This window comes from Streptomyces sp. P1-3 (assembly GCF_050613155.1).
Classification (GTDB): Bacteria; Actinomycetota; Actinomycetes; order Streptomycetales; family Streptomycetaceae; genus Streptomyces.
In genome coordinates this window covers 1162393-1186557 of the sequence record NZ_CP192512.1, presented here as the reverse complement: position 1 = coordinate 1186557, position 24165 = coordinate 1162393, and the positions used below count along the sequence as shown (strand labels likewise).

Below are 24165 nucleotides of genomic sequence, written 5' to 3'. Positions count from 1 at the left end.
GCGATGGAGCCCAACACACTGCTCGACTCCATACTCGACGAAGCCGGGATGTCCCATGCGGGTCTGGCCGTGCGCATCAACGAGGCGGGCCGGGCGCGCGGACTGGCCCTGCGCTACGAACACACCGCCGTGGCACGCTGGTTGAAGGGGCAGCGCCCCCGCGGCCAGGTGCCGGACCTGATCTGCGCAGTCCTGGGAAAGCGGTTGCACCGCACCCTGACCCTCGACGACATCGGCCTCGGCACCCCCGGCCACCCCGCGACATCCCTCTCCGGCTTCGTCGAGCGCGCCACCGCCCTGTGGCGCTCCGACGAACAGCAGCGGCCCCACGTCATCGGCGCCCCCGCCGTCACCGGCACCCCGGCCGTCATCCCCGTATGGGAGTGGGAGAACCCGCCGGAGGACTCCGACGTCTCCCGGCGCGGCCTGACCAGGGTGGGCCAGGCGGACATCGAGATGCTGCGCGCCGCCCGCGCCCACTACGAGCAGATGTACCGCAAGGCGGGCGGCGTCGCGACCCGCGCCCGGGTCGTCGGCTTCCTCAATGCCGAGGCGGCGCCGCTGCTGCGCGGCGGCTACAGCGACGCCACCGGCCGTCAACTGCACCGGGCCACCGGCGGACTGGCCGCCGTCGCCGGCATCTGCGCCTACGACTCCGACGCGCACGGCCTGGCCCAGCGCTACTTCCACCAGGCGCTGCGGCTGGCCAAGGCCAGCGGGGACCGGGGACTGGGCGCGTACGTCATCGCGCTGCTGGTCAACCAGTCCCTGTATCTGAAGGAGTACCGCCAGGCCGTGGCGTTCGCCGAATCCGCGGTGCGCGCCGCGCGCGCCGAGGTCACCCCGGCGCTCGCCGCCGACCTGCACGCGATGCAGGCCAAGGCGTACGCGCGGCTCGGCGACGGCGCGGGGGCGCTGGCCTGCATCCGCCGTGCCGAGGCCGCTGCCGAACGCATCCGGCGGGGCGCGGAGCCCGACGAGACGGGGTACGTCCAGCCGGGCCTGGTCAACGTGCAGGTGGCGGAGGCGCTGCTCAGCCTCGGCGATCTGGCGGCCGCCCGCGAGCACGCCACCGCGGCCGTCGGCACCCCGGCGCACGACCGCGGCCGGGTGCACCGGCTGGCCATGCTCACCCACATCGAACTGCGCCAGGGCGACGCCGACCAGGCCGTGGCCACCGCGGTGGAGATGGCCCAGCGGGCCCGCGGAATGGAGTCACGGCGCCTGCGCGACCGGCTCCGGTCGGTGCGCGAGCACCTCACCGAGAGCCGCTGCGCGGCGACGTCCGAAGCCGCCGAACTCATCGACGGAGCACTGCGCGTGCCTCTGTGAGCTGGGGGCACCTCCCTGGGGGCACCTCCCGGACGGAGTCTGGGGGAGCAGTCCGAGGGAGGTGACTGGGGGAGCGCGCGACACGGTGAGCGCCTCCTTCCGGGTGCGTACGGGCCGTTGCGTCGGCATGCTGCCGTCTACGCGACGGAAGGTGGCTGACAGTGCGATGGAAGAATCTCGCCGAGCGGACCGTGTACGAGAACAGGTGGTTCCGGGTGAACCTCGCCGACGTGGAACTCCCCGACGGCCGCCATCTCGATCATTTCCTGATCCGGCTGCGGCCGGTCGCCGTGGCCACCGTGGTCAACGAGGCCAACGAGGTGCTCCTGCTGTGGCGGCACCGCTTCATCACCGACAGCTGGGGTTGGGAACTGGCCGCCGGAGTCGTCGAGGACGGTGAGGACATCGCGGCCGCGGCGGCCCGTGAGATGGAGGAGGAGACCGGCTGGCGGCCCGGACCGCTGCGGCACCTGCTGTCGGTCGAGCCGTCCAACGGGCTGACGGACGCGCGGCATCACATCTACTGGGCGGAGGAGGCCGCGTACATCGGCCACCCGCAGGACGACATCGAGTCCGACCGGCGCGAGTGGGTGCCGCTCAAGCTCGTCCCCGACATGGTCGGGCGCGGCGAGGTGCCGGCCGCGAACATGGCGGCGGCCCTGCTGATGCTGCATCAGATCCGGCTCGGCTGAACGGTTCGGCCGAGCCGGATCTGTTCGGCTCTCTGGCCTCTCGGCTGGCCGCCGAACGGCCGCGGCTCCGCTAGTGGCCCACGGCCTGCCACAGGGTGAGTACCAGTCCGCCGAGCCCGGAGAGCGCGGCGATCGACGGCAGCGGCCAGCGGGCGTGCTCCAACGTCCTTACCCGCGCGGCCAGTTGCGCCAGGTCCTGCTCGGCCGTCTCGGCCCGGTGGGCGAGGAGCGCGAGCCTGCCGTCGATCCGGGTCAGTCCGACGTCGACGCTTCCGCGGAGTTCCGCGAGCTCCGCGGCGGTCACGCCGTGCTCGGGCTCGGTGGTCACGGATCGTTCCCCCTTCTTCGGTGGGTGCGTGGGGTATCCAACGATCCGAGTGAACCGCGCATCGGGCGCGCGCGGGAGCGTGTGAGCAGGGTGGATGTGTGTCAACGCCGCACACCCCGTGCGAACTCGGAGTGCGGGGCCCTCACACACCAGGGCCCGGCCGCGGCCATCGCCGGGACCGGGCCCTGCCCCGCCCTGTGCGCAAGGGCGCAGGCGGTCAGTACGAGTAGAAGCCCCAGCCGGTCTTGCGGCCCAGCCGGCCCGCGTCCACCATGCGCTGGAGGATCGGGGGAGCGGCGTACAGCGGCTCCTTGAACTCGGCGTACATCGAGTCCGCGATCGCGGCGATGGTGTCCAGGCCGATCAGGTCGGACAGCTTGAGCGGACCCATCGGGTGCGCGCAGCCCAGCTCCATGCCGTTGTCGATGTCCTCGCGGCTCGCGATGCCCGACTCGAACATCCGGATCGCCGAGAGCAGGTACGGGATCAGCAGCGCGTTGACGATGAAGCCCGAGCGGTCCTGCGCCCGGATGGCGTGCTTGCCGAGCACGTTCTGGACCAGCGCCTCGGAGCGCTTGATGGTCTCCTCGCCGGTGGTCAGCGCGGGGATCAGCTCGACGAGCTTCTGCACCGGCGCCGGGTTGAAGAAGTGGATGCCGATGACCTGGTCGGGGCGGGAGGTGGCGACCGCCAGCTTGACCAGGGGGACGGAGGAGGTGTTCGAGGCCAGGATCGCGTCGGGCCGGGTGACCACCTGGTCAAGGATCTGGAAGATCTCCGTCTTGACCTGCTCGTTCTCCACGACCGCCTCGACGACCAGATCGCGGTCGGCGAACTCGCCCAGGTCGGTGGTGAAGCTGAGCCGCGCCAGCGCCGCGTCCCGCTCCTCGGGCGTGATCTTGCCCCGCTCCGCGGCCTTGCCGAGGGAGCTGGTCAGACGGGTACGACCCAGCTCCAGGGCCTCGCCGGTGGTCTCGGCGACCTTGACGTCCAGTCCGGAACGGGCGCACACCTCGGCGATGCCCGCGCCCATCTGACCGCAGCCCACCACTCCGACGCGTGCCACGTCTGCCACAGTGTCCGTCACATCGTGCCTTTCGCTGATCTACGGGACGGCGGGCCCCGTACGCCCTCCCGCGTTCGGCAGGAGTGGTCCACGGCGCCCGCACTCGCCCCAGACGTTACTCCGCCAGGGTGGGCAGCCGTCCGTCCGGGCGGTCTGGGAGCGCTCCCACGGGTGTGGAGCATTGCCCCCGGCTCTGGTGCCGTTCATCATCAGCGCAACGTGACCAGTACGTGACGCACGCTCAAGTCGAGCGACCAAGGGAGCGATCATGGGTGAGATCACGCGCAGAGGCCTGACGGTGACGGCGGCCGGGTTACTCGCCGCCACGGCGGTGCCGGCCGCGGCGGCGGCCGCCCCGGCGACCGACGGGCCCCCTCAGGAAGCGGCCGACGCCCGGGCCGCCGCTCGTCCGCCACGGGCGCCGGGGCGCCGGCACCAGTTCCGTGGGATGTGGCTGGCCACCGTCGCCAACCGCGACTGGCCGTCCAAGCCTGGCCTCCCGGCCGGGCAGCAGCGCCGGGAACTCCTCGCCCTTCTCGACTCGGCGGTCAAGCGCCGGCTCAACGCCGTGGTCTTCCAGGTCAGGCCCACCGCGGACGCCCTGTGGCCGTCCCCGTACGAGCCGTGGACGGAGTACCTCACCGGGAGGCAGGGCCGGAACCCCGGCTGGGACCCGCTGGGCGTCGCCGTGCGCGAGGCCCATGAGCGCGGCCTGGAGCTGCACGCCTGGTTCAACCCGTACCGCGTCGCCAACCACACCGACCGCTCCCGGCTGGTGCCCGGCCACCCGGCCCGGAGGCATCCGGAGTGGGTGGTGCCGTACGGCGGCAAGCTCTACTACAACCCGGGCCTGCCCCGGGTCCGCCACTTCGTCCAGGACGCGATGCTGGACGCCGTCGCACGCTACGACGTCGACGCCGTGCACTGGGACGACTACTTCTACCCGTACCCGGTGGCCGGTCAGAAGTTCAACGACGACGCGGCGTACGCACGCTACGGCAAGGGCTTCCCGGACCGGGCCGCCTGGCGGCGGAACAACATCGACCGCCTCGTGCTGGAGACGGCCCAGCGGCTGAGGAAGCTGAAGAAGGGCCGAGTACGGTTCGGCATCAGCCCGTTCGCCATATGGCGCAACAAGGCCACGGACCCGCGCGGTTCGGACACCCGCGCCGGTGTGCAGACCTACGACGACCTGTACGCCGACACCCGCAAGTGGGTCCGCGAGGGGTGGATCGACTACATCGTGCCGCAGGTCTACTGGAACATCGGGTTCCCGGTGGCCGACTACGCCAAGGTCGTCCCCTGGTGGGCGCGGACCGTCCGGGGCACGGACGTCGACCTCTACATCGGCGAGGCGCTCTACAAGGCCGGTGCGCAGGGGCAGCCCGCGCCCTGGCAGGACCCCGCCGAGCTGTCCCGGCACCTCACCTTCGACCGGGACTTCCCCGAGGTGCGCGGCAATGTCTACTTCTCCGCCAAGGAGGTGGCCGAGGACCGGATCGGAGCGATGGCACGCGTCGTCGCCGACCACTACCCGGGCCGGGTGCGACCGCCGCACTGAACCCGGCCGGGCGGGCGGCACGGGAGAGCCGTCAGGCGGGTTCTCCCGTGCTCCTCCGGTGGTCCACCACCGAGTCTGGTCCCGGCGTCATGATCGTTTCGTGGCCGTTCTCGGCACGGACGCGATACGGCGGTTCGCCGTTCTGCCCGAGCACCTCGACGATCTCCACGACGTGGTCGTGCTGTCCGACGACCCTGCCGTGCACTACCAGCCTGTCACCCTTGCTCGCATGCATCGCTCATGGCCTCCTGTCCGGCTCCTTCAGGAGATTGCTCGGTAGTTGCAGTCTATGGCGGGCTTCGCGGGTGTGCCCCTGATCGTCACGCTCCGGCCCTCTGGGTCACGCCGTCCGAGCCCGCTGGGTCACGGCGATGCAGACCAGCACCGCCGCCGCGGTGACCGGAGCGGCCGGGGTCAGGTGCTCGCCCAGCAGCAGCACCGACCACACCAGGGTCAGCAGCGGCTGGGCCAGTTGGAGCTGACTCGCCCGCGCCACGCCGATCGCCGCCATGCCCCGGTACCAGACCACCAGGCCCGCGAACTGCGAGCCCGCGGCCAGCCACAGCAGTCCGGCGACGGCGTGTCCGGTCAGCCGCGCCGGCTCGGCCGGCAGAGCGACGGCCGCGCCCACCACGGCCAGCGGCAGGCAGCCGACCAGCGCCCAGCCGATCACCTGCCAGCCCGGCATGTGCCCGGCCAGCCGCCCGCCCTCGGTGTAGCCCGCCGCGCACACCAGCAGCGCCGCGAACAGATACAGATCGCCTGTAGTCGGCGCGCCGCCGCTCTGCTGTACGGCGAAACCCAGCACCGCCGCCGCACCGGCCAGCGCCGCCGCCCAGAAGGTACGGGAAGGTCGCGCCCCGGTCCGCACGGCGGAGAACGCGGCCGTGGTGAGCGGCAGCAGACCCACCACCACCGCCGCGTGCGAGGTCGTCGAGGTCTGCAACGCGAGCGTGGTCAGCAGCGGGAAGCCCACGACGACCCCGGCCGCCACGACGGCGAGCCCCGGCCAGTACCGGCGATCGGGCAGCGGTACGCGCAGTGCGGCCAGGCAGCCGCCCGCGATCAGCGCCGCCAGCACCATCCGCAGGGAGGTGACGGACCAGGGGCCGAGGCCCTCCAGCGCCCAGGCGGTGGCGGGGAAGGTGAGCGAGAAGGCGGCGACACCGAGCCCGGCGAGCAGGGTGCCGGCGCCGGCACTCGCGGTGGCCCGTGTACGCGCGCCCGCGCCCGCGCCGCTCGCGCCGGTGCTCACCGCTATCGAGGTGGCGGGGATAGCGCTATCGTCATCTCTCATGCACGAGCGTAGCAGTGTGGCGGAGTTGGCCAACATCCTGCGGAGCGAACTCGACCGCTACTCGCCAGGTGAGAAGCTGTCATCCAGTCGAGCCCTGGTGGAGCGCTTCCGCGTCAGCCCCGTGACCGTCTCCCGCGCGCTGGCCGCGCTCGCCGCCGAGGGCCTGGTCGTCACCCGGCCCGGCGCCGGCGCCTTCCGGGCCGCTCGACCGCGTCCACGCCCCCCGCGCGCCGACGACACCTCCTGGCAGGAGGTCGCCCTGAGCGCGGAGACCCCGGGCGAACCGGTGCCCCGCTCCGTCGACGCCTCCGGGGTGCTCGCCACGCTCGCCGCCCCGCCGCCCGGCGTCGTCGAACTCAACGGCGGCTATCTGCACCCCTCGCTCCAGCCGGAGCGCGCCATGGCCGCCGCCCTGGCCCGCGCCGGACGGCGGCCGGGCGCCTGGGGACGCCCGCCGACGGAGGGGCTGGCCGAGCTGCGCGCCTGGTTCGCCCGCGAGATCGGCGGCGCGGCGGGCGTCGTCGCCCCCTCCGACGTCCTGGTCACCGCGGGCGGCCAGAGCGCGCTGACCACCGCGCTGCGTGCGCTCGCCGCCCCCGGTGCGCCCGTCCTGGTCGAGTCCCCGACCTACCCCGGCATGCTCGCCGCGGCCCGCGCCTCCGGTCTGCGCCCGGTGCCCGTACCCGTCGACAGCGACGGCGTCCGCACCGATCTGCTCGCCCAGGCGTTCCGGGTCAGCGGCGCCCGCGTCTTCGTCTCGCAGCCGCTGTTCCAGAATCCGACCGGCGCGGTGCTCTCCGTCGAGCGGCGCACCGAGGTGCTGCGCGTGGCGCACGAGGCCGGGGCGTTCGTCGTCGAGGACGACTTCGCCCGCCGCCTGGTGCACGAGGGTGCCGCCCCGCTGCCCGCCCCGCTCGCCGCCGACGACCCCGACGGTGTCGTGGTGCACGTCTGCTCCCTCACCAAGGCCACCTCGCCCAGCTTCCGGGTGGGCGCGCTCGCCGCCCGCGGCCCCGCCCTGGAGCGCCTCCGCGCCATCCAGATCGTCGACAGCTTCTTCGTGCCGCGCCCCTTCCAGGAGGCCGCCCTCGAACTGGTCGGCGCGCCGGTCTGGCGGCGCCACCTGCGCCACATCGCCGCCGAACTGCGCGGTCGCCGCGACGCCCTGGTCACCGCGCTCCGGTGGGAACTGCCCGAGGCGGCCGACATACGGCACGTGCCCTCCGGCGGCTTCCACCTGTGGCTGCGCCTGCCCGACGGCACGGACGAGTTCGCGCTGGCCGCCGCCGCCCTGCGCGCGGGGGTGGCCGTCGCCCCCGGGCGGCCCTACTTCTGCGCCGAACCGCCCGCCCCCCACCTGCGGCTGAGCTTCGCCTCGGCGGCGGGCGCCGGCGAACTGGCCGAGGGGGTACGCCGGCTCCGTACCGCGTACGACGACATTCTGGCCTGATCGTAAGGCGACGCCCTGGCCTCACTGTGCGGCGACATCCCGGCCTGACCGTGCGGCCGCATCCTGGCCCGGCCCGCGCCGCCGACCGGCGGCCCGCGGCGCCTCGGCCCCCGTGTCCGGTCGACGAGACGGCCCTCCTCGGGCCGTCTCTGCCGCAGGAACGGGCCGGCCGGGTCTAGCGTTCAAGAGATCCCTTCGGCAGCGGCGGGTCCGCGTGGCCTCGGTGGGACGGGGCCGCGCCACGCATTGCATAAAACTGCCGAGAACCGTATAGTCATGCCATCAAGAGGAGGCTTCCATGAAGGTACGTGCGGCAGTGGCAGGAGCAAGCGGGTACGCGGGCGGCGAAGTGCTGCGCCTGCTGCTCGCGCACCCCCGCGTCGAGATCGGTGCCCTGACCGGCAACTCCAACGCCGGGCAGCGCCTCGGAGGACTCCAGCCCCATCTGCTGCCGCTCGCCGACCGCGTGCTGGAGCCCACCACGCCCGACGTCCTCGCGGGTCACGACGTCGTCTTCCTCGCGCTGCCGCACGGGCAGTCCGCCGCTGTCGCGGAGCACCTCGGGGACGACGCGCTGATCATCGACTGCGGGGCGGACTTCCGGCTGAAGGACGCCGCGGACTGGGAAAAGTTCTACGGCTCCGCCCACGCGGGCACCTGGCCGTACGGGCTGCCCGAGCTGCCCGGAGCCCGGGACACGCTGAGCGGCTCGCGGCGCATAGCGGTCCCCGGTTGCTATCCGACCTCCGTCTCGCTCGCGCTCTTCCCGGCGTACGCGGCCGGGCTGGCCGAGCCCGAGGCCGTGGTCGTCGCGGCGTCCGGGACGTCTGGCGCGGGCAAGGCGCCCAAGCCGCATCTGCTCGGCAGCGAGGTGATGGGCTCCATGAGTCCGTACGGCGTCGGCGGCGGGCACCGGCACACGCCCGAGATGATCCAGAACCTGTCGGCGGTCGCCGGGGAGCGGGTCTCGGTGTCCTTCACCCCGACCCTCGCCCCCATGACCCGCGGCATCCTCGCCACCTGCTCCACCAAGGCCCGACCGGGGGTCACCGCTGCCCAGGTCCGCGAAGCGTACGAGAAGGCCCTGGCCCCCGAGCCCTTTGTCCACCTCCTGCCCGAGGGGCAGTGGCCCGCCACCGCCGCGGTGTACGGCTCCAACGCCGTGCAGATCCAGGTCGCCTACGACGAGGCAGCCGGCCGGATCATCGCGATCAGCGCCATCGACAACCTCACCAAGGGCACCGCGGGCGGCGCGGTGCAGAGCATGAACATCGCACTGGGTCTCCCGGAGGAGACCGGACTTTCCACGATCGGAGTCGCACCGTGAGCGTTACGGCAGCCAAGGGCTTCACGGCCTCCGGGATCGCCGCCGGGATCAAGGAGAGCGGCGGCCCGGACCTGGCCCTCGTGGCCAACCACGGGCCGCGTCTCGCCGCCGCGGGCGTGTTCACCTCCAACCGGATCAAGGCGGCCCCCGTCCTGTGGTCCGAGCAGGTCCTCAAGGGCGGTCAGGTCTCCGCCGTCGTCCTCAACTCCGGTGGAGCCAACGCCTGCACCGGCCCCAAGGGTTTCCAGGACACCCACGCCACCGCCGAGAAGGTCGCCGAGGTGCTCGGCCACAGCGCGGGGGAGGTCGCGGTCGCCTCCACCGGCCTGATCGGGGTCCCGCTGCCGATGGACAAGCTGCTGCCGGGTGTGGAGAAGGCAGCCGCCGAACTCTCCGCCCACGGCGGCGAGAAGGCCGCCATCGCCATCAAGACCACCGACACCGTGCACAAGACCGCCGTCGTGCAGAGCCCGGCGGGCTGGACGGTCGGCGGTATGGCCAAGGGCGCGGGCATGCTCGCCCCCGGCCTGGCCACGATGCTGGTCGTCCTGACCACCGACGCCGACACCGACGCCCCGGCGCTGGACGAGGCGCTGCGTGCGGCGACTCGTACGACCTTCGACCGGGTCGACTCCGATGGCTGCATGTCCACCAACGACACCGTGCTGCTGCTGGCTTCGGGTGCCTCTGGGCTGGCGCCGGACGCCGGCGAGTTCGCGGAGGCCGTCCGGGCCGTCTGCGACGATCTGGCCCGGCAGCTGATCGGCGACGCCGAGGGCGCGTCCAAGGACATCCGGATCGAGGTCGTCAACGCGGCCAGTGAGGACGACGCCGTCGAGGTGGGCCGCTCCATCGCCCGGAACAACCTGCTCAAGTGCGCGATCCACGGCGAGGACCCCAACTGGGGCCGGGTGCTCTCCGCGATTGGCACCACCACCGCCGCCTTCGAACCCGACCAGCTCAACGTCGCCATCAATGACGTCTGGGTCTGCAAGAACGGCTCCGTCGGCGAAGACCGCGAACTGGTCGACATGCGCTACCGCGAGGTGCGGATCACCGCCGACCTCGCGGCGGGCAGCGAGTCCGCCGTCATCTGGGCCAACGACCTCACCGCCGACTACGTCCACGAGAACAGCGCATACTCTTCATGACCACTCGCAAGCACACTGCACTACCCAAGGCGCGCATCCTCATCGAGGCGCTGCCCTGGCTGACCCGCCATCACGGCAAGACCGTCGTCGTCAAGTTCGGCGGCAACGCCATGGTCGACGACGGTCTCAAGGCCGCGTTCGCCCAGGACGTGGTCTTCCTGCGACACGCGGGCCTGCGCCCCGTCGTCGTGCACGGCGGTGGACCGCAGATCAGTGCCCAACTGGATCGACTCGGCCTGGAGTCGGAGTTCAAGGCGGGGCTGCGCGTCACCAGCCCCGAGGCCATGGACGTCGTACGGATGGTGCTCGCCGGACAGGTCCAGCGCGAGCTGGTCGGCCTGCTCAACCAGCACGGCCCGCTCGCCGTCGGCCTGACCGGCGAGGACGCGCACACCATGACGGCCACCAAGCGGTACGCCGAGATCGACGGCGAGCACGTGGACATCGGCCGGGTCGGCGAGGTCACCGACATCGACACCGGCGCCATCCAGGCCCTCCTGGACAACGGCCGGATCCCGGTGGTGTCCTCCATCGCCCGCAGTGCCGACGACGGCCACGTCTACAACGTCAACGCCGACACCGCGGCCGCCGCCCTCGCCGCCGCGCTGGGAGCCGAGACGCTGATGGTGCTCACCGACGTCGAGGGCCTGTACGCGGACTGGCCGAACAGCGACGACGTCATCAGCCAGCTCACCGCGAGTGAACTGGAGAAGCTGCTGCCCGAACTGGCCAGCGGCATGGTCCCCAAGATGGAGGGCTGCCTGTTCGCCGTGCGGAACGGGGTCACCACCGCGCGCGTGATCGACGGACGGGTACCGCACTCCATCCTGCTGGAGATCTTCACCGACGAGGGAATCGGCACCATGGTCGTGCCGGACCCAGTGCATCAAGGGGAGGAAGCATGAGCGAGGTACCGGACAACGCCATCCTGACCCAGCGCTGGCAGGGCGCGCTGATGGACAACTACGGTACGCCCCGGCTGCCGCTCGCCCACGGCGAGGGCGCGAGGGTGTGGGACGCGGACGGCCGCGAGTACCTGGACTTCATCGGCGGCATCGCCGTGAATTCCCTCGGCCACGCACACCCCGCCGTCGTACGGGCCGTGTCCGACCAGATCGCCACCCTCGGCCATGTCTCCAACCTCTACATCGCCGAGCCGCCGGTCGCGCTCGCCGAACGGCTGCTCCACCTGCTCGGCCGCTCCGGCCGCGTCTACTTCTCCAACTCCGGTGCCGAGGCCGTCGAGGCCGCCTTCAAGATCGGGCGGCGCACCGGCCGCACCCATATGGTGTCCACCACCGGTGGCTTCCACGGCCGCACCATGGGCGCTCTCGCCCTCACCGGACAGCCCGCCAAGCAAGACCCGTTCCGGCCGCTGCCCGGCGACGTCACCCATGTGCCGTACGGCGACGTCGAGGCCCTGCGGGCCGCCGTGACCACCGACACCGCGCTGGTGATCATCGAGCCGATCCAGGGGGAGAACGGCGTCGTCGTGCCCCCGGCGGGCTATCTGGCGGCGGCGCGCGAGATCACCCGGGCCACCGGGACGCTGCTCGTCCTCGACGAGATCCAGACGGGTATCGGCCGAACGGGCCATTGGTTCGAGCACCAGGCACAGGGCGTCGAACCGGACGTCGTCACCCTGGCCAAGGGGCTCGGCGGCGGCCTGCCCATCGGCGCCACCGTGGCCTTCGGCCCCGCCGCCGACCTGCTGACGCCTGGTCAGCACGGCTCCACCTTCGGCGGCAACCCGGTCGCGTGCGCCGCCGCGCACGCGGTGCTGGACACCATCGTCGCCGAGGACATCCTCGACCGGGTCAAGCGCGCGGGGGAGCGGCTGAGGGAGGGAATCGAGGCGATCGGACATCCGCTCGTCTCCCATGTCCGCGGCGCGGGCCTTCTGCTGGGTATCGTGCTTACAGAATCCCTCGCACCACGGGTGCAGCAGGCGGCTCAGGACGCGGGCCTCCTGGTGAACGCGGCCGTGCCGGACGTCATTCGACTCGCCCCGCCGCTCATCGTCGGCGACGACGTCGTGGACACCTTCCTCCAGGCGCTCCCCACAGCCCTGGACACGGCCCTGCACGCCCACCGCGTGGAGACGGGGTCCAACACATCCGGAGACTGACGAGAACATGACCGAGGCGCAGCACAACGAGCTACGGGACAGCGACGCACGGGACGCCAACGCGGCGGCACAAGCCGCCGCACAGGCCGCCGGCCAGGCCGTGCCGCAAACCCGCACCGCCCGCCACCGCCGGATCGTGGACATCCTCAACCGGCAACCGGTGCGCTCCCAGAGCCAGCTCGCGAAGCTGCTCGCCGATGACGGGCTCTCCGTCACCCAGGCGACCCTCTCCCGGGACCTCGACGAGCTCGGCGCCGTGAAGATCCGCAACACCGGCGGAGAACTGATCTACGCGGTGCCGAGCGAAGGCGGATTCCGCACGCCGCAGGCGCCCCTGGGGGAGTCCGCCAAGGAGGAGCGCATGCGCCGCCTCTCCGGCGAACTCCTCATCTCCGCCGAAGCCTCGGCCAACCTGGTCGTGCTGCGGACGCCGCCGGGCGCCGCCCAGTTCCTCGCCTCCGCCATCGACCAGGCCGAACTGCACGACATCCTGGGCACTATCGCGGGCGATGACACGCTGCTGCTCATCAGCCGTGACCCGGCCGGGGGACAGGCGCTCGCGGACCATCTGCTGGGCCTGGCCCAGAAGGCCCGCTAGCGGAAAATCGGTACCGGCACGATCGCACCCACCCTAGGCTGCCCGGGTGCTGATCCACACCGATGGCGACGCCGCCGCCCACCCCGACCTCGCTCCCCTCACGAGCCGGAGCTGGCAGAACCGCACCCATCGTGAGGCGCTGGCCGAACTGGTCCAGTCGGGCTGGACCCCCTGCGGACTCGGCGACTGGGCGATCGCGCTGCGCTCGCCCTCCGGACGGTTCGCCGCACGGGTCTGCCCGTTCGACCCCGCGTACGCGGCGTTCCTGGAACTGTGCCGCCGGTGCCCGGGCAACCGCTATCTGCCGCGTGTCGAACTCGCCGCCGCTCTCGACGGCGGAGGCACCCTCACGGTGCTGGAGTTCTTGGCTCCCGCGCCCGCGGAGCTCGCCACCCGCGCGGCCGAACGCTGGCACGCCGACGGCTCCGACGAGGATCCGGAGTTCGAGGCCCTACGGCACGCGGCGCGGGGCGTCGACGAGGAGTACCGGACCGCGACACCGTGGTGGTACGGGATCGACCTCAACGCGGGCAACGTCCGCCGCGCGCTCGACAGCCGGCTCACCCTGGTCGACGTCTTCTGCATGGACGGCGCCGCGCTGTACGGGCAGGTGCTCAAGGACGCGGACGTGGTGCGGCGGCAGATAGGGGAGGACCGGGTCCGGCACCTGCTGGAGATCCCGTACATCGCCCGGGAGTCCAGCCCCGAGGAGATCGACGAACTGCGCCGCGCCTGGGGCACGCACGCCTAGACGGCCCCGGACGCCTGCCGGAAGCCTCCTCGCGGACCTACGCGGGGAACGCGTGCCCGTCGTGCTGGGCGTGCGACAGCAGGCGGTAGTGCTCGCTGGTGTCCATCAGCTCGCGGTGGCTGCCGGTGGCGACCACTTCGCCGCCGTCGAGTACGACGATCAGATCCGCGCCCTGGATGGTCGAGAACCGGTGCGCGATGAGCAGCAGCGCGCATTCCGCCGAGATACGCCGGATGGAGCGGCGCAGCGCCGCCTCGTTGACCGCGTCCAGATGGGCTGTCGGCTCGTCGAGCAGCAGCAGGCTGGGCCGGGTCAGCAGCGACCGGGCGATGGCGATCCGCTGGCGCTCGCCGCCGGACAGCGCCATCCCGTGCTCTCCGGCATCCGTGTCCAGCCCGCGCGGCAGCCGGGAGACCAGCTCGGCCAGATGCGCCAGCTCGATCACCCGGTCGAGCTCGTCCGCGCCCGCGTCCGGAGCGGCGTACAGCAGATTCTCCCGCAGCGTGCCGTACAGCACCGGGGCGTGCTGCTCGACCAGGCCGATCCGCGCTCGGTGCTCGGCATGCCCGAGCTGCCGCAGGTCGTGGCCCTCGAACAGCACCTGGCCGCGGTCCGGGTCGTAGAACCGCTCGACGAGCGCGAAGACGGTCGACTTGCCGACCCCCGAGCTGCCGACCAGCGCGACATGCCCCTGTGGCGGCACCTGGAAGGAGACCCCGCGCAGCACCGGCCGACGCGGGTCGTACGCGAACCACACGTCCCGGAACTCCAGCACCGGGCCGTCCCGCCGCCGCTCCGGCCCGGCCGGACGCCTGGCGGGCGGAGCCTCCGGCTCTCCCGGCAGATCGAGGACCTCGGTGATGCGCCGGAGCGCGCCCGTGCCCTGCTCCATGGTGCTCACCGCCTGGAAGACGGCACCGAGCGGGGCGATCAGATAGAGCATGTACAGGAGGAACGCCGCCAGATCCGCGATCGAGCCGCTGCCCCCGGCCACCCGCACCCCGCCCACCAGCAGGACCACCAGGAAGGAGCCGTGGAGAGTGAGCTCGAGCGCCGGCGCCACCAGGGCGTCCAGCTTGCCCATGCGGACGCTCGCTTCGTAGGCGGTCCTCGCGTGTGCCGCGATGCGCTCGGCCTCCCGCCGCTCGGCGCGGCTGGCCCGTACGGTGCGGATGGCGCCCAGCGCCCGCTCCAGTTCCGCGGTCATGGCGCCGAGGCCTTGCTGGGCCCGGAGCGAGGCCCGCCCGATCGCCTTCAGCACCGAGCTGACGATCAGCGCGCCCACGACGATCAGGGCCAGCACGATGAGGAACAGGAGCCAGTCCAGCCAGATCATCAGGGCGACGACGCCGATGAGGCCGATGGTGCCGCTCACCGCGTCGGTGAACCCCTCGGCGATGAGCAGGCGCAGCGCCGTGCTGTCGGCGCTGGTGCGCGAGATCAGGTCGCCGATCCGGTGCCGGTCGTAGGTTCTCATCGGCAGCCGCAGCAGATGGTTGATGAGCCCCAGCCGGATGCCCAGGACCACTCCTTCGCCGGTTCGTGCGAGGACGTACCGGGCGACCGCCTGGACCGCTGCCTGGGCGACGAAGAGGGCGACCAGTACGCCGATGTAGCCGGCCAGGCCGTGGCCGGAGCCGGCCGCCTCGATCACGTTCTTGACCACCAGGGGCTGGGCCAGGCCCAGCGCCGAGCCGACCAGCGTTAGTGCCACCGCGCCGGAGATCCAGCGCCAGTGTCCGCGCAGGACGCGCAGCACCTGGCGCGGCGCCGACTCCGGTACGGCGGGCTCGGTGTCCCGGGGTTCGGGATTCCGGGGCGCGGGACCCGCGGTCGCGGGCTCGTGGTCGGGGCGGCGGCTCATGGGACGGTGAAGAAGGTCCGGAAGTAGTCGGGTGGGTGGTCCTCGCCGACCACCAGGCCCTCCGCCTCCACCCAGGCGTGCGCGCCGAACGGCGGCATCCGCCGGGCCCCCACGCACCAGGTCGGCCACTGGCCGTGCATCCGGCAGAGCAGGGCGGTCGCCAGCGACCTGGGCAGGCACCCCTCGGGTCCGGTGCAGGCGAGGCTGACCGCGGTGACGGCGTCCCGCGCCGCCTTGGCCTCCGCGTAACTGGCCGGACGGGCGTTGCGGCTCAGCCGGCCGAGCACCGTGCGGATCCGGCGGGGAGGCCGGCCGGCGAGTACCCGGGCGCAGCCCACGGCCAGGTGGGTGAGGATCCGGCGCGGCAACGGCACCGAGCGTGGATCGTGGGAGATGACCTGGCTACTCACCGGTATGACTCTCCTCCAGCAGGTCCGAGGACCGGAGGGCCACCAGCAGCTCCCGTACGTCCCGGCGGGCGGACTCGGTGTCCACGTCGTACGCGTCGGCCAGTTCCCGCGCCGCCTGGTCCGGGGTGCCTCCGGCCAGCAGCGTGCGCAGCACCTGGGCTCCCGTCGGGTTCAGGTTCCAGTACTCGCCGGAGTTCTCGTCCAGCAGCGCGATGCCGTAGTCGGTATCGGCACGGGACACGCCGTCGCGCAGTCTGAGCGTCATGGCCTCACTCCCGTACTCGGGATGGACGTACCGCGCAGTGTGCGCAGCCACACCTCGCAGGCCACCGACTGGTAGAGCGCGCCGTGCAGATCACGCGGATCGGCCTCGAGCGGATGACGGCACAGCTCACGCAGCTTGCCGGCGTCGATCAGCCCGAGCCCGCCGAGCTGCGACTCTTCCCACAGCCGCAGCATGTCCGCCCGGTTCTCGCGCAGCGCGTCGTCCAGATCGTTGACGCCTCCCGCCTTGGTCTGCCGGCTCAGGATCTCGTCGGGGAGGGTGCCGCGCATCGCCTCCAAGAGCAGCGGTTTGTAGTGCCAGGGGGTGTATTTCTCCTCGGGCCGCACGGACAGCGCCGCCTCCAGCACCCGGTCGTCGCAGTAGGGCGCGGCGAGTCTGAGTCCGGCCCTGGCCGCGAGCCAGTCGACCTCGCGGAGCGGACGCGTCGCGTCCAGCATTCCCAGCAGGTTGCCGTGGTGTTCCCGGCGCGCCGACAGCGGCTCGGCCGTGGGTGCCTCGGCACGGATCAGCTCTCGTACGGCGTCGGCCGCGTCCGCCGTCACCCACGGCGGCAGCAGGGGCGGTGGCCCCCAGCCGAGCGGGGGCGTGTCTTCCGTCGGCGGGGGCGCGGTCAGCCGGTCTGCCACCCCGAGCAGCCAGGAACTGTAACTGCGGTTGCCCCATAGTTGCCGGAGCATCAGCCCCGGCGGCCATCGATACTTGGCGGCGAGGCCGCGCAGCTGGCGCAGCGCGAACGCGGGGCGCCGGGCCAGCAAGGACCGCAGGTGGAAGGGCGAGCCGGTCAGCAGCTCGTCGCCGCCGAACCCGGTCAGGTGCAGCCGCGAGCCGCGGGCGGCGGCACGGCGGGCGATGGCGAGCCATCGCGCGTGGTCTGCGGCGGCCCGGCAGGGCTCGTCCATCGGCTCGTCCAGATCCAGCAGGCCGTGGTAGACATTCGGCAGCTCCTCCACGGGAATGACATGGTGCTCAAGGCTGGGAAGCGCGGCCGCGGTCCGGTGCGACCAGAACACGTCGTCTTCGAGCGGGTCCGGGCTCGCTGCCGTGTACGCGACGACCCGCGCGCCCGACCGGACCGCCAGGGAGCACACCGATGTCGAGTCCAGTCCGCTCAGATCGCTGCTGACCAGCTCCTGCCCCTTGACCCGCGCGGCCACCGCGGCTGCAAGCGCCTCGCGCAGCGCGCGAGCGCCTTCCGCCAAGGGGCGCTGCGGCTCGGGGGGCGCCCACCACCTGACCTGTCGTGACTCCCGGTCAGCGCCGAGTACCAGGCAGCTGTCCGTCGGCACATGGCGCACGCCGCGCCACAAGGGCAGGTCCGTCAGGGGGTGGAGAACGGGCGGGTACAGCAGATGCAGCGCCAGACGGCGCTCGTCCAGCGGCGCGTCGAGCAGGAAGGCCAGGGCGTCCGCCCGGTCCGACGCGACGGTGACGGAGCCGCATTCCGCGGCGAACACCCGCCGGAAACCGGTGACTGTGCCCTGGAAACGCACCTCCCCCGCCACTGATGCGATCACATGGGAAGTCCCGGTCAGTTTCGCCGCCCATGTGTCGAGATCGGTCACGTCACGCAACCGTGCGGCAGTTTCGGTGAGTTCTTCACAGGTCACGTCATGCTGACCGATCACGGTGATCGCGTTGTTCTCGCACTGCCCGGTGGTGACGCTGCCGGAATTCCACCGCCCCACCAGCCACGGGCGGCCGGAGGGGTGACGGATTGCCTTTTCGGCGCAGCTCCGCAACGCGTCGTCAACAGGGCCTGCCCCAGAGTGATCCGGGAGGACCACGAACCACGAGGGAATGGCGGCGAGGCCGGTCGGTACCACGGCTACACCGCCCTTCTAGCCCGGTGGCAGGCGACCACGCGCCCACCACCAGGTCTTTCAGGGGTTGGTTACGGTTACTGTCGTCCCTGCCGGCCGGTCAGCTGAACAGCCGGTGGAGGGCGAAGAAGTCCCGACGCCCACGCCGCTTGAAGAACCACAGCCCGGTCACCTTGGTGAAGGAACCGACCGCGGTCAGCGTCGGACGCTCGTACGTACGCATACGGTCTTTCCACCTCCATTGTGCAAGTGGGCGCTTGCCACGGCCCTGAACCAGACGGTATTAAAGCGCTCAACTACCCATATCTGTCCGCCTTTCGCTGGACCGTTGGCATTTCCAGGGTAAACCCGCCGATGCGTCATACGCCGTACAGGTCGGTGACCTGACGGTGACGGAGGTCTGCCAAGATCCACACGCGACCGGTCAGGAACGGAGAAGCGAAACCTCCCGCCCGACCGTAGCGTGAATCGCATGGACATCACGCTTTCACAGTGCTTCATCGCCGTCGACGACCATGACAAGGCACTCCCCTTCTACCGGGACGTTCTCGGCCTGGAGGTGCGCAACGACGTCGGGTTCGAGGGGATGCGCTGGGTGACGGTCGGCGCGCCGACGCAGCCCGACGTGAGCATCGTCCTCGAACCGCCCCTCGCGGACCCGAGCGCCTCGCCCGCCGACAAGCGGGCCATGGCGGAACTGCTGACGAAGGGCCTGCTGCGCGGCGTCATCTTCAGTACCGACGACTGCGACGCCGCCTTCGAGCGCATCCGCGCCGCGGGCGGCGAGGTGCTGCAGGAGCCGGTCGACCAGCCCTACGGCGTCCGCGACTGCGCCTTCCGCGATCCCTCCGGCAACATGGTGCGCTTCGCCCAGCCCCGGAATCGGTGAGCTCTGGTCCCGCGAATCCGCAGGAGGGCGGCGAAGGAGTCGGTCGGCCCTGACGGTCGGCAGCGGGCGCGTTGACGAAACATACGGTGGAGTGCATACTTATACCCATCAGCGTATGGACCGTAAGGAGAATCCCGTGACCGAGCGCGTCGTACTCGCCTACTCGGGCGGACTGGACACCTCTGTCGCCATCGGCTGGATCGCCGAGGAGACTGGCGCCGAGGTCATCGCCGTTGCCGTGGACGTCGGCCAGGGCGGCGAGGACCTGGACGTCATCCGTAAGCGCGCGCTCGCCTGCGGCGCCGTCGAGGCCGAGGTCGCGGACGCCAAGGACGAGTTCGCCGACGAGTACTGCCTCCCGGCGATCAAGGCCAATGCGCTGTACATGGACCGCTACCCGCTGGTGTCGGCGCTGTCCCGGCCGACGATCGTCAAGCACCTCGTCGCCGCCGCCAAGAAGCACGGTGCCTCCACCGTCGCGCACGGCTGCACCGGCAAGGGCAATGACCAGGTTCGGTTCGAGGCCGGGATCTCCTCCCTCGCCCCCGACCTGAAGTGCATCGCCCCGGTCCGTGACTACGCGATGACGCGCGACAAGGCCATCGCCTTCTGTGAGGCGAAGGACCTGCCGATCGCGACCACCAAGAAGTCCCCGTACTCGATCGACCAGAACGTCTTCGGGCGGGCCGTGGAGACCGGCTTCCTGGAGGACATCTGGAACGCGCCGATCGAGGACATCTACGAGTACACCTCGAACCCGGCCGCTCCGCGGGAGGCCGACGAGGTCGTGATCTCCTTCCGCGAGGGCGTGCCGGTGGCCATCGACGGCAAGCCCGTCACCGTGCTCCAGGCCATCCAGCAGCTGAACGAGCGGGCGGGTGCCCAGGGCATCGGGCGGATCGACATGGTCGAGGACCGGCTGGTCGGCATCAAGTCCCGCGAGGTGTACGAGGCCCCGGGCGCCATCGCGCTGATCACCGCCCACCAGGAGCTGGAGAGCGTCACGGTCGAGCGTGAGCTGGCCCGGTACAAGCGGCAGGTCGAGCAGCGCTGGGGCGAGCTGGTCTACGACGGCCTGTGGTTCTCCCCGCTCAAGCGGGCCCTGGACGGCTTCATCAACGAGGCCAACCAGCACGTCACCGGCGACATCCGGATGACCCTGCACGGCGGCCGCCCCGTCGTCACCGGCCGGAAGTCCGACGTCTCGCTGTACGACTTCAACCTCGCCACCTACGACACCGGCGACACGTTCGACCAGTCGCTGTCGAAGGGCTTCATCGAGATCTTCGGTATGTCGTCGAAGATCGCGGCCAAGCGCGACCTGGCCTGATCTCTCCGCTGCCGCTGCGGGCAGTCGTGCTGCTGGGGCGGCACGGGTGGGCGCAGCGGCGCCCACGGCGGGCAGCCGCTTCTCCCCACCGCACCGCCCACCGGCGGACAGCCGCCACACCCACCACGAGGAGCAGAGCAAGTGAGCAACGGTAACGGCGTCGGAGACGTTCGGCTCTGGGGCGGCCGCTTCGCCGACGGGCCCGCCGAGGCCCTGGCCAAGCTGTCGGCCTCGGTCCACTTCGACTGGCGCCTCGCGCCGTACGACATCGCGGGGTCCCGCGCGCACGCGCGTGTGCTGCACGCCGCGGGGCTGCTCACCGCCGACGAACTGGACCGCATGATCGCCGGGCTGGACCAGCTGGAGGGCGATGTGGCCTCCGGCGACTTCGTGGGCACCATCGCCGACGAGGACGTGCACACCGCGCTGGAACGCGGGCTGCTGGAGCGGCTCGGCCCCGAGCTGGGCGGCAAGCTGCGGGCCGGCCGGTCTCGTAACGACCAGGTGGCCACGCTCTTCCGGATGTATCTGCGGGACCATGCGCGGATCATCGGCGCCCTGCTCACCGATCTGCAAGAGGCGCTGGTCGGCCTGGCCGAGGCCCACCCGGCCGTCGCCATGCCGGGCCGTACGCATCTTCAGCACGCCCAGCCGGTGCTCTTCGCGCACCATGTGCTCGCCCACGTCCAGGCCCTGTCGCGGAACGCGGAGCGGCTGCGCCAGTGGGACGCCCGCACCGCCGTCTCGCCGTACGGATCGGGGGCCCTGGCCGGCTCGTCGCTGGGCCTGGACCCGGAGGCGGTCGCCCGCGACCTCGGCTTCGAGCACGGTTCGTCGGCGAACTCCATCGACGGCACGGCCTCCCGGGACTTCGTCGCCGAGTTCGCCTTCGTCACGGCGATGATCGGCGTCGACCTCTCCCGCATCGCGGAGGAGGTCATCATCTGGAACACGAAGGAGTTCTCCTTCGTGACGCTCCACGACGCCTTCTCCACCGGCTCCTCGATCATGCCGCAGAAGAAGAACCCCGACATCGCCGAACTCGCCCGCGGCAAGTCGGGCCGCCTCATCGGCAACCTGACCGGCCTGCTGGCGACGCTGAAGGCACTGCCGCTGGCGTACAACCGGGACCTTCAGGAGGACAAGGAGCCGGTCTTCGACTCCTGCGACCAGCTGGAGGTGCTGCTCCCGGCGTTCACCGGCATGATGGCCACGCTGACCGTCAACCGCGAGCGGATGGAGGAGCTGGCTCCGGCGGGCTTCTCGCTGGCCACCGACATCGCCGAGTGGCTGGTCAAGCAGGGCGTGCCGTTCCGGGTCGCCCACGAGGTGGCGGGGGAGTGCGTCAAGGAGTGCGAGGCGCACGGCATCGAGCTCGACCAGTTGACGGTCGAGCAGTTCGCGAAGATCTCCCCGCACCTGACCCCCGAGGTCCGCACCGTCCTGAACGTGCCCGGCGCGTTGGCCGCCCGTAACGGACGCGGCGGCACCGCTCCTTCCGCGGTCGCCGTGCAGCTCGCGGAGGTCAAGGAGGATCTGGCCGTGCAGCGGCAGTGGGCGGACGCCAAGCGCTGACCGGGGCGGAGGATCCAGCCCGACCAGCCCGACCAGCCCGACCAGCCCGACCAGCCCGACCACGAACGAAGCAGCCCGGCGCCGGTGGAGCGGCGCCGGGCTGCTGTGCGCGTCCACGCTCTTGAATGAGACACTCATGTCTCATCTGGGGTATGGTTGTCTCATGTCTGTTGATCGCGCCCAGGTGCTCCGGGAAGCCGCCGCCCTGCTCACCCGTAAATCGACCGCGTCCATGGACGAGATCGCCAGAGCCGCCGGAATTAGCCGCGCCACCCTCCACCGGCACTTCGCCGGGCGTGACGCGCTGATACGCGCCGTGGAGGAGCTGGGCATCGAGCAGTTCGAAGGAGCGCTGGACGCCGCCCGGCTGGACGAGGGCGACGCGATCGACGCGCTGCGCCGACTGGTCGCGGCCGTGCGCCCGGTCTCCGGGGTCCTCGCCTTCCTCTACACCGAGAACCAGCTCTTCGAGGGCGAGGAGATCAACGAGGGCTGGGCCCGGCTGGACGCGCGCGTGGGCGCCCTCTTCCGGCGCGGCCAGGAGGAGGGCGTGCTGCGGATCGACCTGACCCCGGCGTGGCTGACCGAGGCGCTGTACGGGCTGATCGCGGCGGCCGCGTGGGCGGTCCACGACGGACGGCTCGCAGCCAGGGACATGGACTACATGCTCGTCGAGCTGCTGCTGGGCGGGGCACGGCGGAGCGCGGAGTCATGAGCACCGAGCTGACGGAACGGGGCGTCATACCCGAGCTGCGGCCGGGGCGGTGGCTCGCGCTCGCCGTCCTGGTGCTCGCCGTCCTCCTCGTCGCCGTGGACGCCACCGTGCTGGGGCTTGCCACCCCGTACCTGAGCGAGGATCTGCGCCCCTCCAGCACCCAGCTGCTGTGGATCGGCGACGTCTACTCCTTCGTCATCGCCGGACTGCTGGTCTCCATGGGCAGCCTCGGCGACCGCGTCGGCCGTAAGAAGCTGCTGCTGTGCGGTTCGGTCGCGTTCGGTGCCGTCTCCGTGCTCAACGCCTACGCCGGCAGCCCCGAGATGATGATCGTCGCACGGGCCCTGCTGGGTGTGGCCGGCGCGACGCTCATGCCCGCCACGCTCGCCCTGATCCGCAACCTCTTCCACGATCCGCGTGAGCGCAGCCTCGCCGTCGGTATCTGGGGCGCGACGGCGTCGGCCGGTGCCGCGGTCGGCCCGGTCGTCGGCGGGTTCCTGCTGGAGCACTTCTGGTGGGGGTCGGTGTTCCTCATCAACCTGCCGGTGATGGCGGTCCTCGTCCTCGTCGGCGTTCGTCTGCTGCCCGAGTCGCGCGATCCCGCTCCCGGCCCCTGGGACCTGCTCAGTGTGGCGCTGTCCCTGGTCGGGGTGGTCGCCGTCGTCTACGCGGTGAAGGAGGCGGCGGCCTACGGGATGCGCTGGGACGTCGCGGCGGCGGGCGCCGTCGGCGCCGGTGCCCTGCTGTGGTTCGTACGGCGGCAGCTCACGCTCCCCGTACCGCTCCTGGACATGCGGCTGTTCCGGCACCGCGGCTTCTCCGGCGCGGTCCTGGCGGACCTGCTCACCATCCTCGGGCTGTCCGGCCTGATCTTCTTCCTCTCCCAGTTCCTGCAACTGGTGCAGGGCCGTGAGCCGCTGGAGGCGGGCCTCGCCGAACTGCCCGCCGCCATCGGGGCGGTGACGGCCGGCCTGGTGGCGGGGACGGTGGCCCGCCGGTTCTCGGTGCGGGCCGTGGTCTCCGGCGGACTGGCGGCGGTCGGCCTCGCGCTCGCCGCGCTGGCCTGGCTGGAGACCAGTACCGGCTATCCGGTGCTCGGTGCGGCCCTGCTGGTCGTCGGCGTCGGCGCGGGCTTCTCCTTCACCGTCACCGCGGACGTCATCCTCTCCAGCGTGCCCAAGGAGCAGGCCGGTGCCGCCTCGGCGGTCTCGGAGACGGCGTACGAACTGGGCGCGGCGCTCGGCATCGCCGTGCTCGGCTCCATCGTCACCGGGGTCTACCGCGGCTTCACCGTCCCCGCCGGCGCGGCGGGTGTGACCGGTGAGGCGCACGACTCCCTCGGCGGCGCCGTGGAGTCGTCGGCCGGGCTACCCGCCCCTGTCGCCGCGGAGCTGCTGGACTCGGCCCGCGAGGCGTTCGTCGAGGGGCTGCGGAGCGCGGCCGTGTTGGGCGCGTCCGTGCTTCTGGTGGCGGCGGTGGCGGCCTGGTTCCTGCTGCGCGGGCAGGAGCTGGCGGACAGCGCGCACGAGGAGTGACCCCGCGTCAGTAAGTAACCCTCAGTAACGGTGCGGTAGTGACGCAGTACTCATTGACGG

Annotated in this window: 24 protein-coding genes; 15 read left to right on the top strand and 9 right to left on the bottom strand. The window is 71.8% G+C overall.

Annotated elements, in window-relative coordinates; all coding sequences use genetic code 11:
- Positions 1–3: 3 nt before the first annotated feature.
- Both ACQUSR_RS05090 and ACQUSR_RS05085 read left to right on the top strand, forming a co-directional pair.
- Positions 4–1332: a transcriptional regulator gene (locus ACQUSR_RS05090; RefSeq protein WP_431041319.1), complete on the top strand. Its 1329-nt coding sequence runs from the start codon at positions 4–6 to the stop codon at positions 1330–1332.
- Between the two features lie 161 nt (positions 1333–1493).
- Positions 1494–2024 (top strand): NUDIX domain-containing protein, encoded by a 531-nt coding sequence (locus tag ACQUSR_RS05085; protein ID WP_304464717.1) that lies wholly within the window; start codon positions 1494–1496, stop codon positions 2022–2024.
- A 70-nt stretch (positions 2025–2094) separates the two neighbouring features.
- Here the strand turns inward: ACQUSR_RS05085 and ACQUSR_RS05080 are convergent, their stop codons facing one another.
- On the bottom strand, positions 2095–2352 hold the full coding sequence (locus tag ACQUSR_RS05080; protein ID WP_431041318.1) for a hypothetical protein: 258 nt from the start codon (positions 2350–2352) through the stop codon (positions 2095–2097).
- A gap of 217 nt (positions 2353–2569) precedes the next feature.
- Positions 2570–3427, bottom strand: coding sequence for a 3-hydroxybutyryl-CoA dehydrogenase (locus tag ACQUSR_RS05075; protein WP_431041317.1), 858 nt, complete (start codon positions 3425–3427; stop codon positions 2570–2572).
- A gap of 259 nt (positions 3428–3686) precedes the next feature.
- Here ACQUSR_RS05075 and ACQUSR_RS05070 point away from each other — a divergent pair, with 259 nt between their 5' ends.
- Positions 3687–4979, top strand: coding sequence for a glycoside hydrolase family 10 protein (locus ACQUSR_RS05070; protein WP_431041316.1), 1293 nt, complete (start codon positions 3687–3689; stop codon positions 4977–4979).
- 31 nt (positions 4980–5010) lie between these two features.
- Here ACQUSR_RS05070 and ACQUSR_RS05065 read toward each other — a convergent pair whose 3' ends face one another.
- Both ACQUSR_RS05065 and ACQUSR_RS05060 read right to left on the bottom strand, forming a co-directional pair.
- Complete coding sequence (locus ACQUSR_RS05065; protein ID WP_431041315.1) at positions 5011–5214, bottom strand: DUF1918 domain-containing protein; 204 nt, start codon at positions 5212–5214, stop codon at positions 5011–5013.
- Between the two features lie 105 nt (positions 5215–5319).
- A complete protein-coding gene (locus ACQUSR_RS05060) occupies positions 5320–6276 on the bottom strand; it encodes a DMT family transporter (RefSeq protein ID WP_431041314.1) in 957 nt (318 codons plus the stop codon).
- Here ACQUSR_RS05060 and ACQUSR_RS05055 point away from each other — a divergent pair.
- From ACQUSR_RS05055 to ACQUSR_RS05025, 7 genes are all read left to right on the top strand, one after another.
- Complete coding sequence (locus tag ACQUSR_RS05055; protein ID WP_431041313.1) at positions 6275–7726, top strand: PLP-dependent aminotransferase family protein; 1452 nt, start codon at positions 6275–6277, stop codon at positions 7724–7726. The genes ACQUSR_RS05060 and ACQUSR_RS05055 overlap by 2 nt on opposite strands.
- A 298-nt stretch (positions 7727–8024) precedes the next feature.
- Positions 8025–9053: an N-acetyl-gamma-glutamyl-phosphate reductase gene (argC, locus tag ACQUSR_RS05050; protein WP_431041312.1), complete on the top strand. Its 1029-nt coding sequence runs from the start codon at positions 8025–8027 to the stop codon at positions 9051–9053.
- Positions 9050–10204 (top strand): bifunctional glutamate N-acetyltransferase/amino-acid acetyltransferase ArgJ, encoded by a 1155-nt coding sequence (gene argJ / locus ACQUSR_RS05045; RefSeq protein ID WP_431041311.1) that lies wholly within the window; start codon positions 9050–9052, stop codon positions 10202–10204. The genes argC and argJ overlap by 4 nt, the downstream gene beginning before the upstream one ends.
- Positions 10201–11109, top strand: coding sequence for an acetylglutamate kinase (argB, locus tag ACQUSR_RS05040; protein WP_431041310.1), 909 nt, complete (start codon positions 10201–10203; stop codon positions 11107–11109). The genes argJ and argB overlap by 4 nt, the downstream gene beginning before the upstream one ends.
- On the top strand, positions 11106–12332 hold the full coding sequence (locus tag ACQUSR_RS05035; RefSeq protein WP_431041309.1) for an acetylornithine transaminase: 1227 nt from the start codon (positions 11106–11108) through the stop codon (positions 12330–12332). Before argB ends, ACQUSR_RS05035 begins: the two co-directional genes overlap by 4 nt.
- A gap of 7 nt (positions 12333–12339) precedes the next feature.
- On the top strand, positions 12340–12930 hold the full coding sequence (locus ACQUSR_RS05030) for an arginine repressor (protein WP_431041308.1): 591 nt from the start codon (positions 12340–12342) through the stop codon (positions 12928–12930).
- Positions 12931–12976: 46 nt separating this feature from the next.
- Positions 12977–13681, top strand: a complete 705-nt coding sequence (locus ACQUSR_RS05025; protein WP_431041307.1) for a hypothetical protein — start codon at positions 12977–12979, stop codon at positions 13679–13681.
- A gap of 37 nt (positions 13682–13718) precedes the next feature.
- Here the strand turns inward: ACQUSR_RS05025 and ACQUSR_RS05020 are convergent, their stop codons facing one another.
- The 5 genes from ACQUSR_RS05020 to ACQUSR_RS05000 form a co-directional block, all read right to left on the bottom strand.
- On the bottom strand, positions 13719–15545 hold the full coding sequence (locus ACQUSR_RS05020; RefSeq protein WP_431041306.1) for an ABC transporter ATP-binding protein: 1827 nt from the start codon (positions 15543–15545) through the stop codon (positions 13719–13721).
- Positions 15542–15955 carry a lasso peptide biosynthesis B2 protein gene (locus ACQUSR_RS05015; RefSeq protein ID WP_431041305.1) on the bottom strand — a complete coding sequence of 138 codons (414 nt, stop codon included), beginning with the start codon at positions 15953–15955 and terminating at the stop codon, positions 15542–15544. The genes ACQUSR_RS05020 and ACQUSR_RS05015 overlap by 4 nt, the downstream gene beginning before the upstream one ends.
- Positions 15948–16220, bottom strand: coding sequence for a lasso peptide biosynthesis PqqD family chaperone (locus tag ACQUSR_RS05010; RefSeq protein ID WP_431041304.1), 273 nt, complete (start codon positions 16218–16220; stop codon positions 15948–15950). The genes ACQUSR_RS05015 and ACQUSR_RS05010 overlap by 8 nt, the downstream gene beginning before the upstream one ends.
- The gene (locus tag ACQUSR_RS05005) at positions 16217–17803 is read right to left on the bottom strand and encodes an asparagine synthase-related protein (protein WP_431041303.1); all 1587 of its coding nucleotides are present in this window, start codon (positions 17801–17803) and stop codon (positions 16217–16219) included. The genes ACQUSR_RS05010 and ACQUSR_RS05005 overlap by 4 nt, the downstream gene beginning before the upstream one ends.
- Before the next feature lie 358 nt (positions 17804–18161).
- Positions 18162–18284, bottom strand: a complete 123-nt coding sequence (locus ACQUSR_RS05000; RefSeq protein WP_431041302.1) for a keywimysin-related RiPP — start codon at positions 18282–18284, stop codon at positions 18162–18164.
- Between the two features lie 249 nt (positions 18285–18533).
- Here ACQUSR_RS05000 and ACQUSR_RS04995 point away from each other — a divergent pair, with 249 nt between their 5' ends.
- From ACQUSR_RS04995 to ACQUSR_RS04975, 5 genes are all read left to right on the top strand, one after another.
- Positions 18534–18950: a VOC family protein gene (locus ACQUSR_RS04995; protein ID WP_431041301.1), complete on the top strand. Its 417-nt coding sequence runs from the start codon at positions 18534–18536 to the stop codon at positions 18948–18950.
- Positions 18951–19086: 136 nt separating this feature from the next.
- Positions 19087–20280: an argininosuccinate synthase gene (locus ACQUSR_RS04990; protein WP_431041300.1), complete on the top strand. Its 1194-nt coding sequence runs from the start codon at positions 19087–19089 to the stop codon at positions 20278–20280.
- Between the two features lie 141 nt (positions 20281–20421).
- Positions 20422–21855, top strand: coding sequence for an argininosuccinate lyase (gene argH, locus ACQUSR_RS04985; RefSeq protein ID WP_431041299.1), 1434 nt, complete (start codon positions 20422–20424; stop codon positions 21853–21855).
- A gap of 163 nt (positions 21856–22018) precedes the next feature.
- Positions 22019–22570 carry a TetR/AcrR family transcriptional regulator gene (locus ACQUSR_RS04980; protein WP_431041298.1) on the top strand — a complete coding sequence of 184 codons (552 nt, stop codon included), beginning with the start codon at positions 22019–22021 and terminating at the stop codon, positions 22568–22570.
- Positions 22567–24105, top strand: a complete 1539-nt coding sequence (locus tag ACQUSR_RS04975) for an MFS transporter (RefSeq protein WP_431041297.1) — start codon at positions 22567–22569, stop codon at positions 24103–24105. The genes ACQUSR_RS04980 and ACQUSR_RS04975 overlap by 4 nt, the downstream gene beginning before the upstream one ends.
- The last annotated feature ends 60 nt before the right edge of the window (positions 24106–24165 follow it).

Coding starts and splice junctions, on each gene's coding strand:
- ACQUSR_RS05090 (WP_431041319.1), top strand. CDS start 4: ATGGAGCCCAACACACTGCTCGACTCCATACTCGACGAAGCCGGGATG.
- ACQUSR_RS05070 (WP_431041316.1), top strand. CDS start 3,687: ATGGGTGAGATCACGCGCAGAGGCCTGACGGTGACGGCGGCCGGGTTA.
- ACQUSR_RS05065 (WP_431041315.1), bottom strand. CDS start 5,214: ATGCATGCGAGCAAGGGTGACAGGCTGGTAGTGCACGGCAGGGTCGTC.
- ACQUSR_RS05055 (WP_431041313.1), top strand. CDS start 6,275: ATGCACGAGCGTAGCAGTGTGGCGGAGTTGGCCAACATCCTGCGGAGC.
- ACQUSR_RS05060 (WP_431041314.1), bottom strand. CDS start 6,276: ATGAGAGATGACGATAGCGCTATCCCCGCCACCTCGATAGCGGTGAGC.
- argC (WP_431041312.1), top strand. CDS start 8,025: ATGAAGGTACGTGCGGCAGTGGCAGGAGCAAGCGGGTACGCGGGCGGC.
- argB (WP_431041310.1), top strand. CDS start 10,201: ATGACCACTCGCAAGCACACTGCACTACCCAAGGCGCGCATCCTCATC.
- ACQUSR_RS05035 (WP_431041309.1), top strand. CDS start 11,106: ATGAGCGAGGTACCGGACAACGCCATCCTGACCCAGCGCTGGCAGGGC.
- ACQUSR_RS05030 (WP_431041308.1), top strand. CDS start 12,340: ATGACCGAGGCGCAGCACAACGAGCTACGGGACAGCGACGCACGGGAC.
- ACQUSR_RS05020 (WP_431041306.1), bottom strand. CDS start 15,545: ATGAGCCGCCGCCCCGACCACGAGCCCGCGACCGCGGGTCCCGCGCCC.
- ACQUSR_RS05010 (WP_431041304.1), bottom strand. CDS start 16,220: ATGACGCTCAGACTGCGCGACGGCGTGTCCCGTGCCGATACCGACTAC.
- ACQUSR_RS05000 (WP_431041302.1), bottom strand. CDS start 18,284: ATGCGTACGTACGAGCGTCCGACGCTGACCGCGGTCGGTTCCTTCACC.
- ACQUSR_RS04995 (WP_431041301.1), top strand. CDS start 18,534: ATGGACATCACGCTTTCACAGTGCTTCATCGCCGTCGACGACCATGAC.
- ACQUSR_RS04980 (WP_431041298.1), top strand. CDS start 22,019: ATGTCTGTTGATCGCGCCCAGGTGCTCCGGGAAGCCGCCGCCCTGCTC.
- ACQUSR_RS04975 (WP_431041297.1), top strand. CDS start 22,567: ATGAGCACCGAGCTGACGGAACGGGGCGTCATACCCGAGCTGCGGCCG.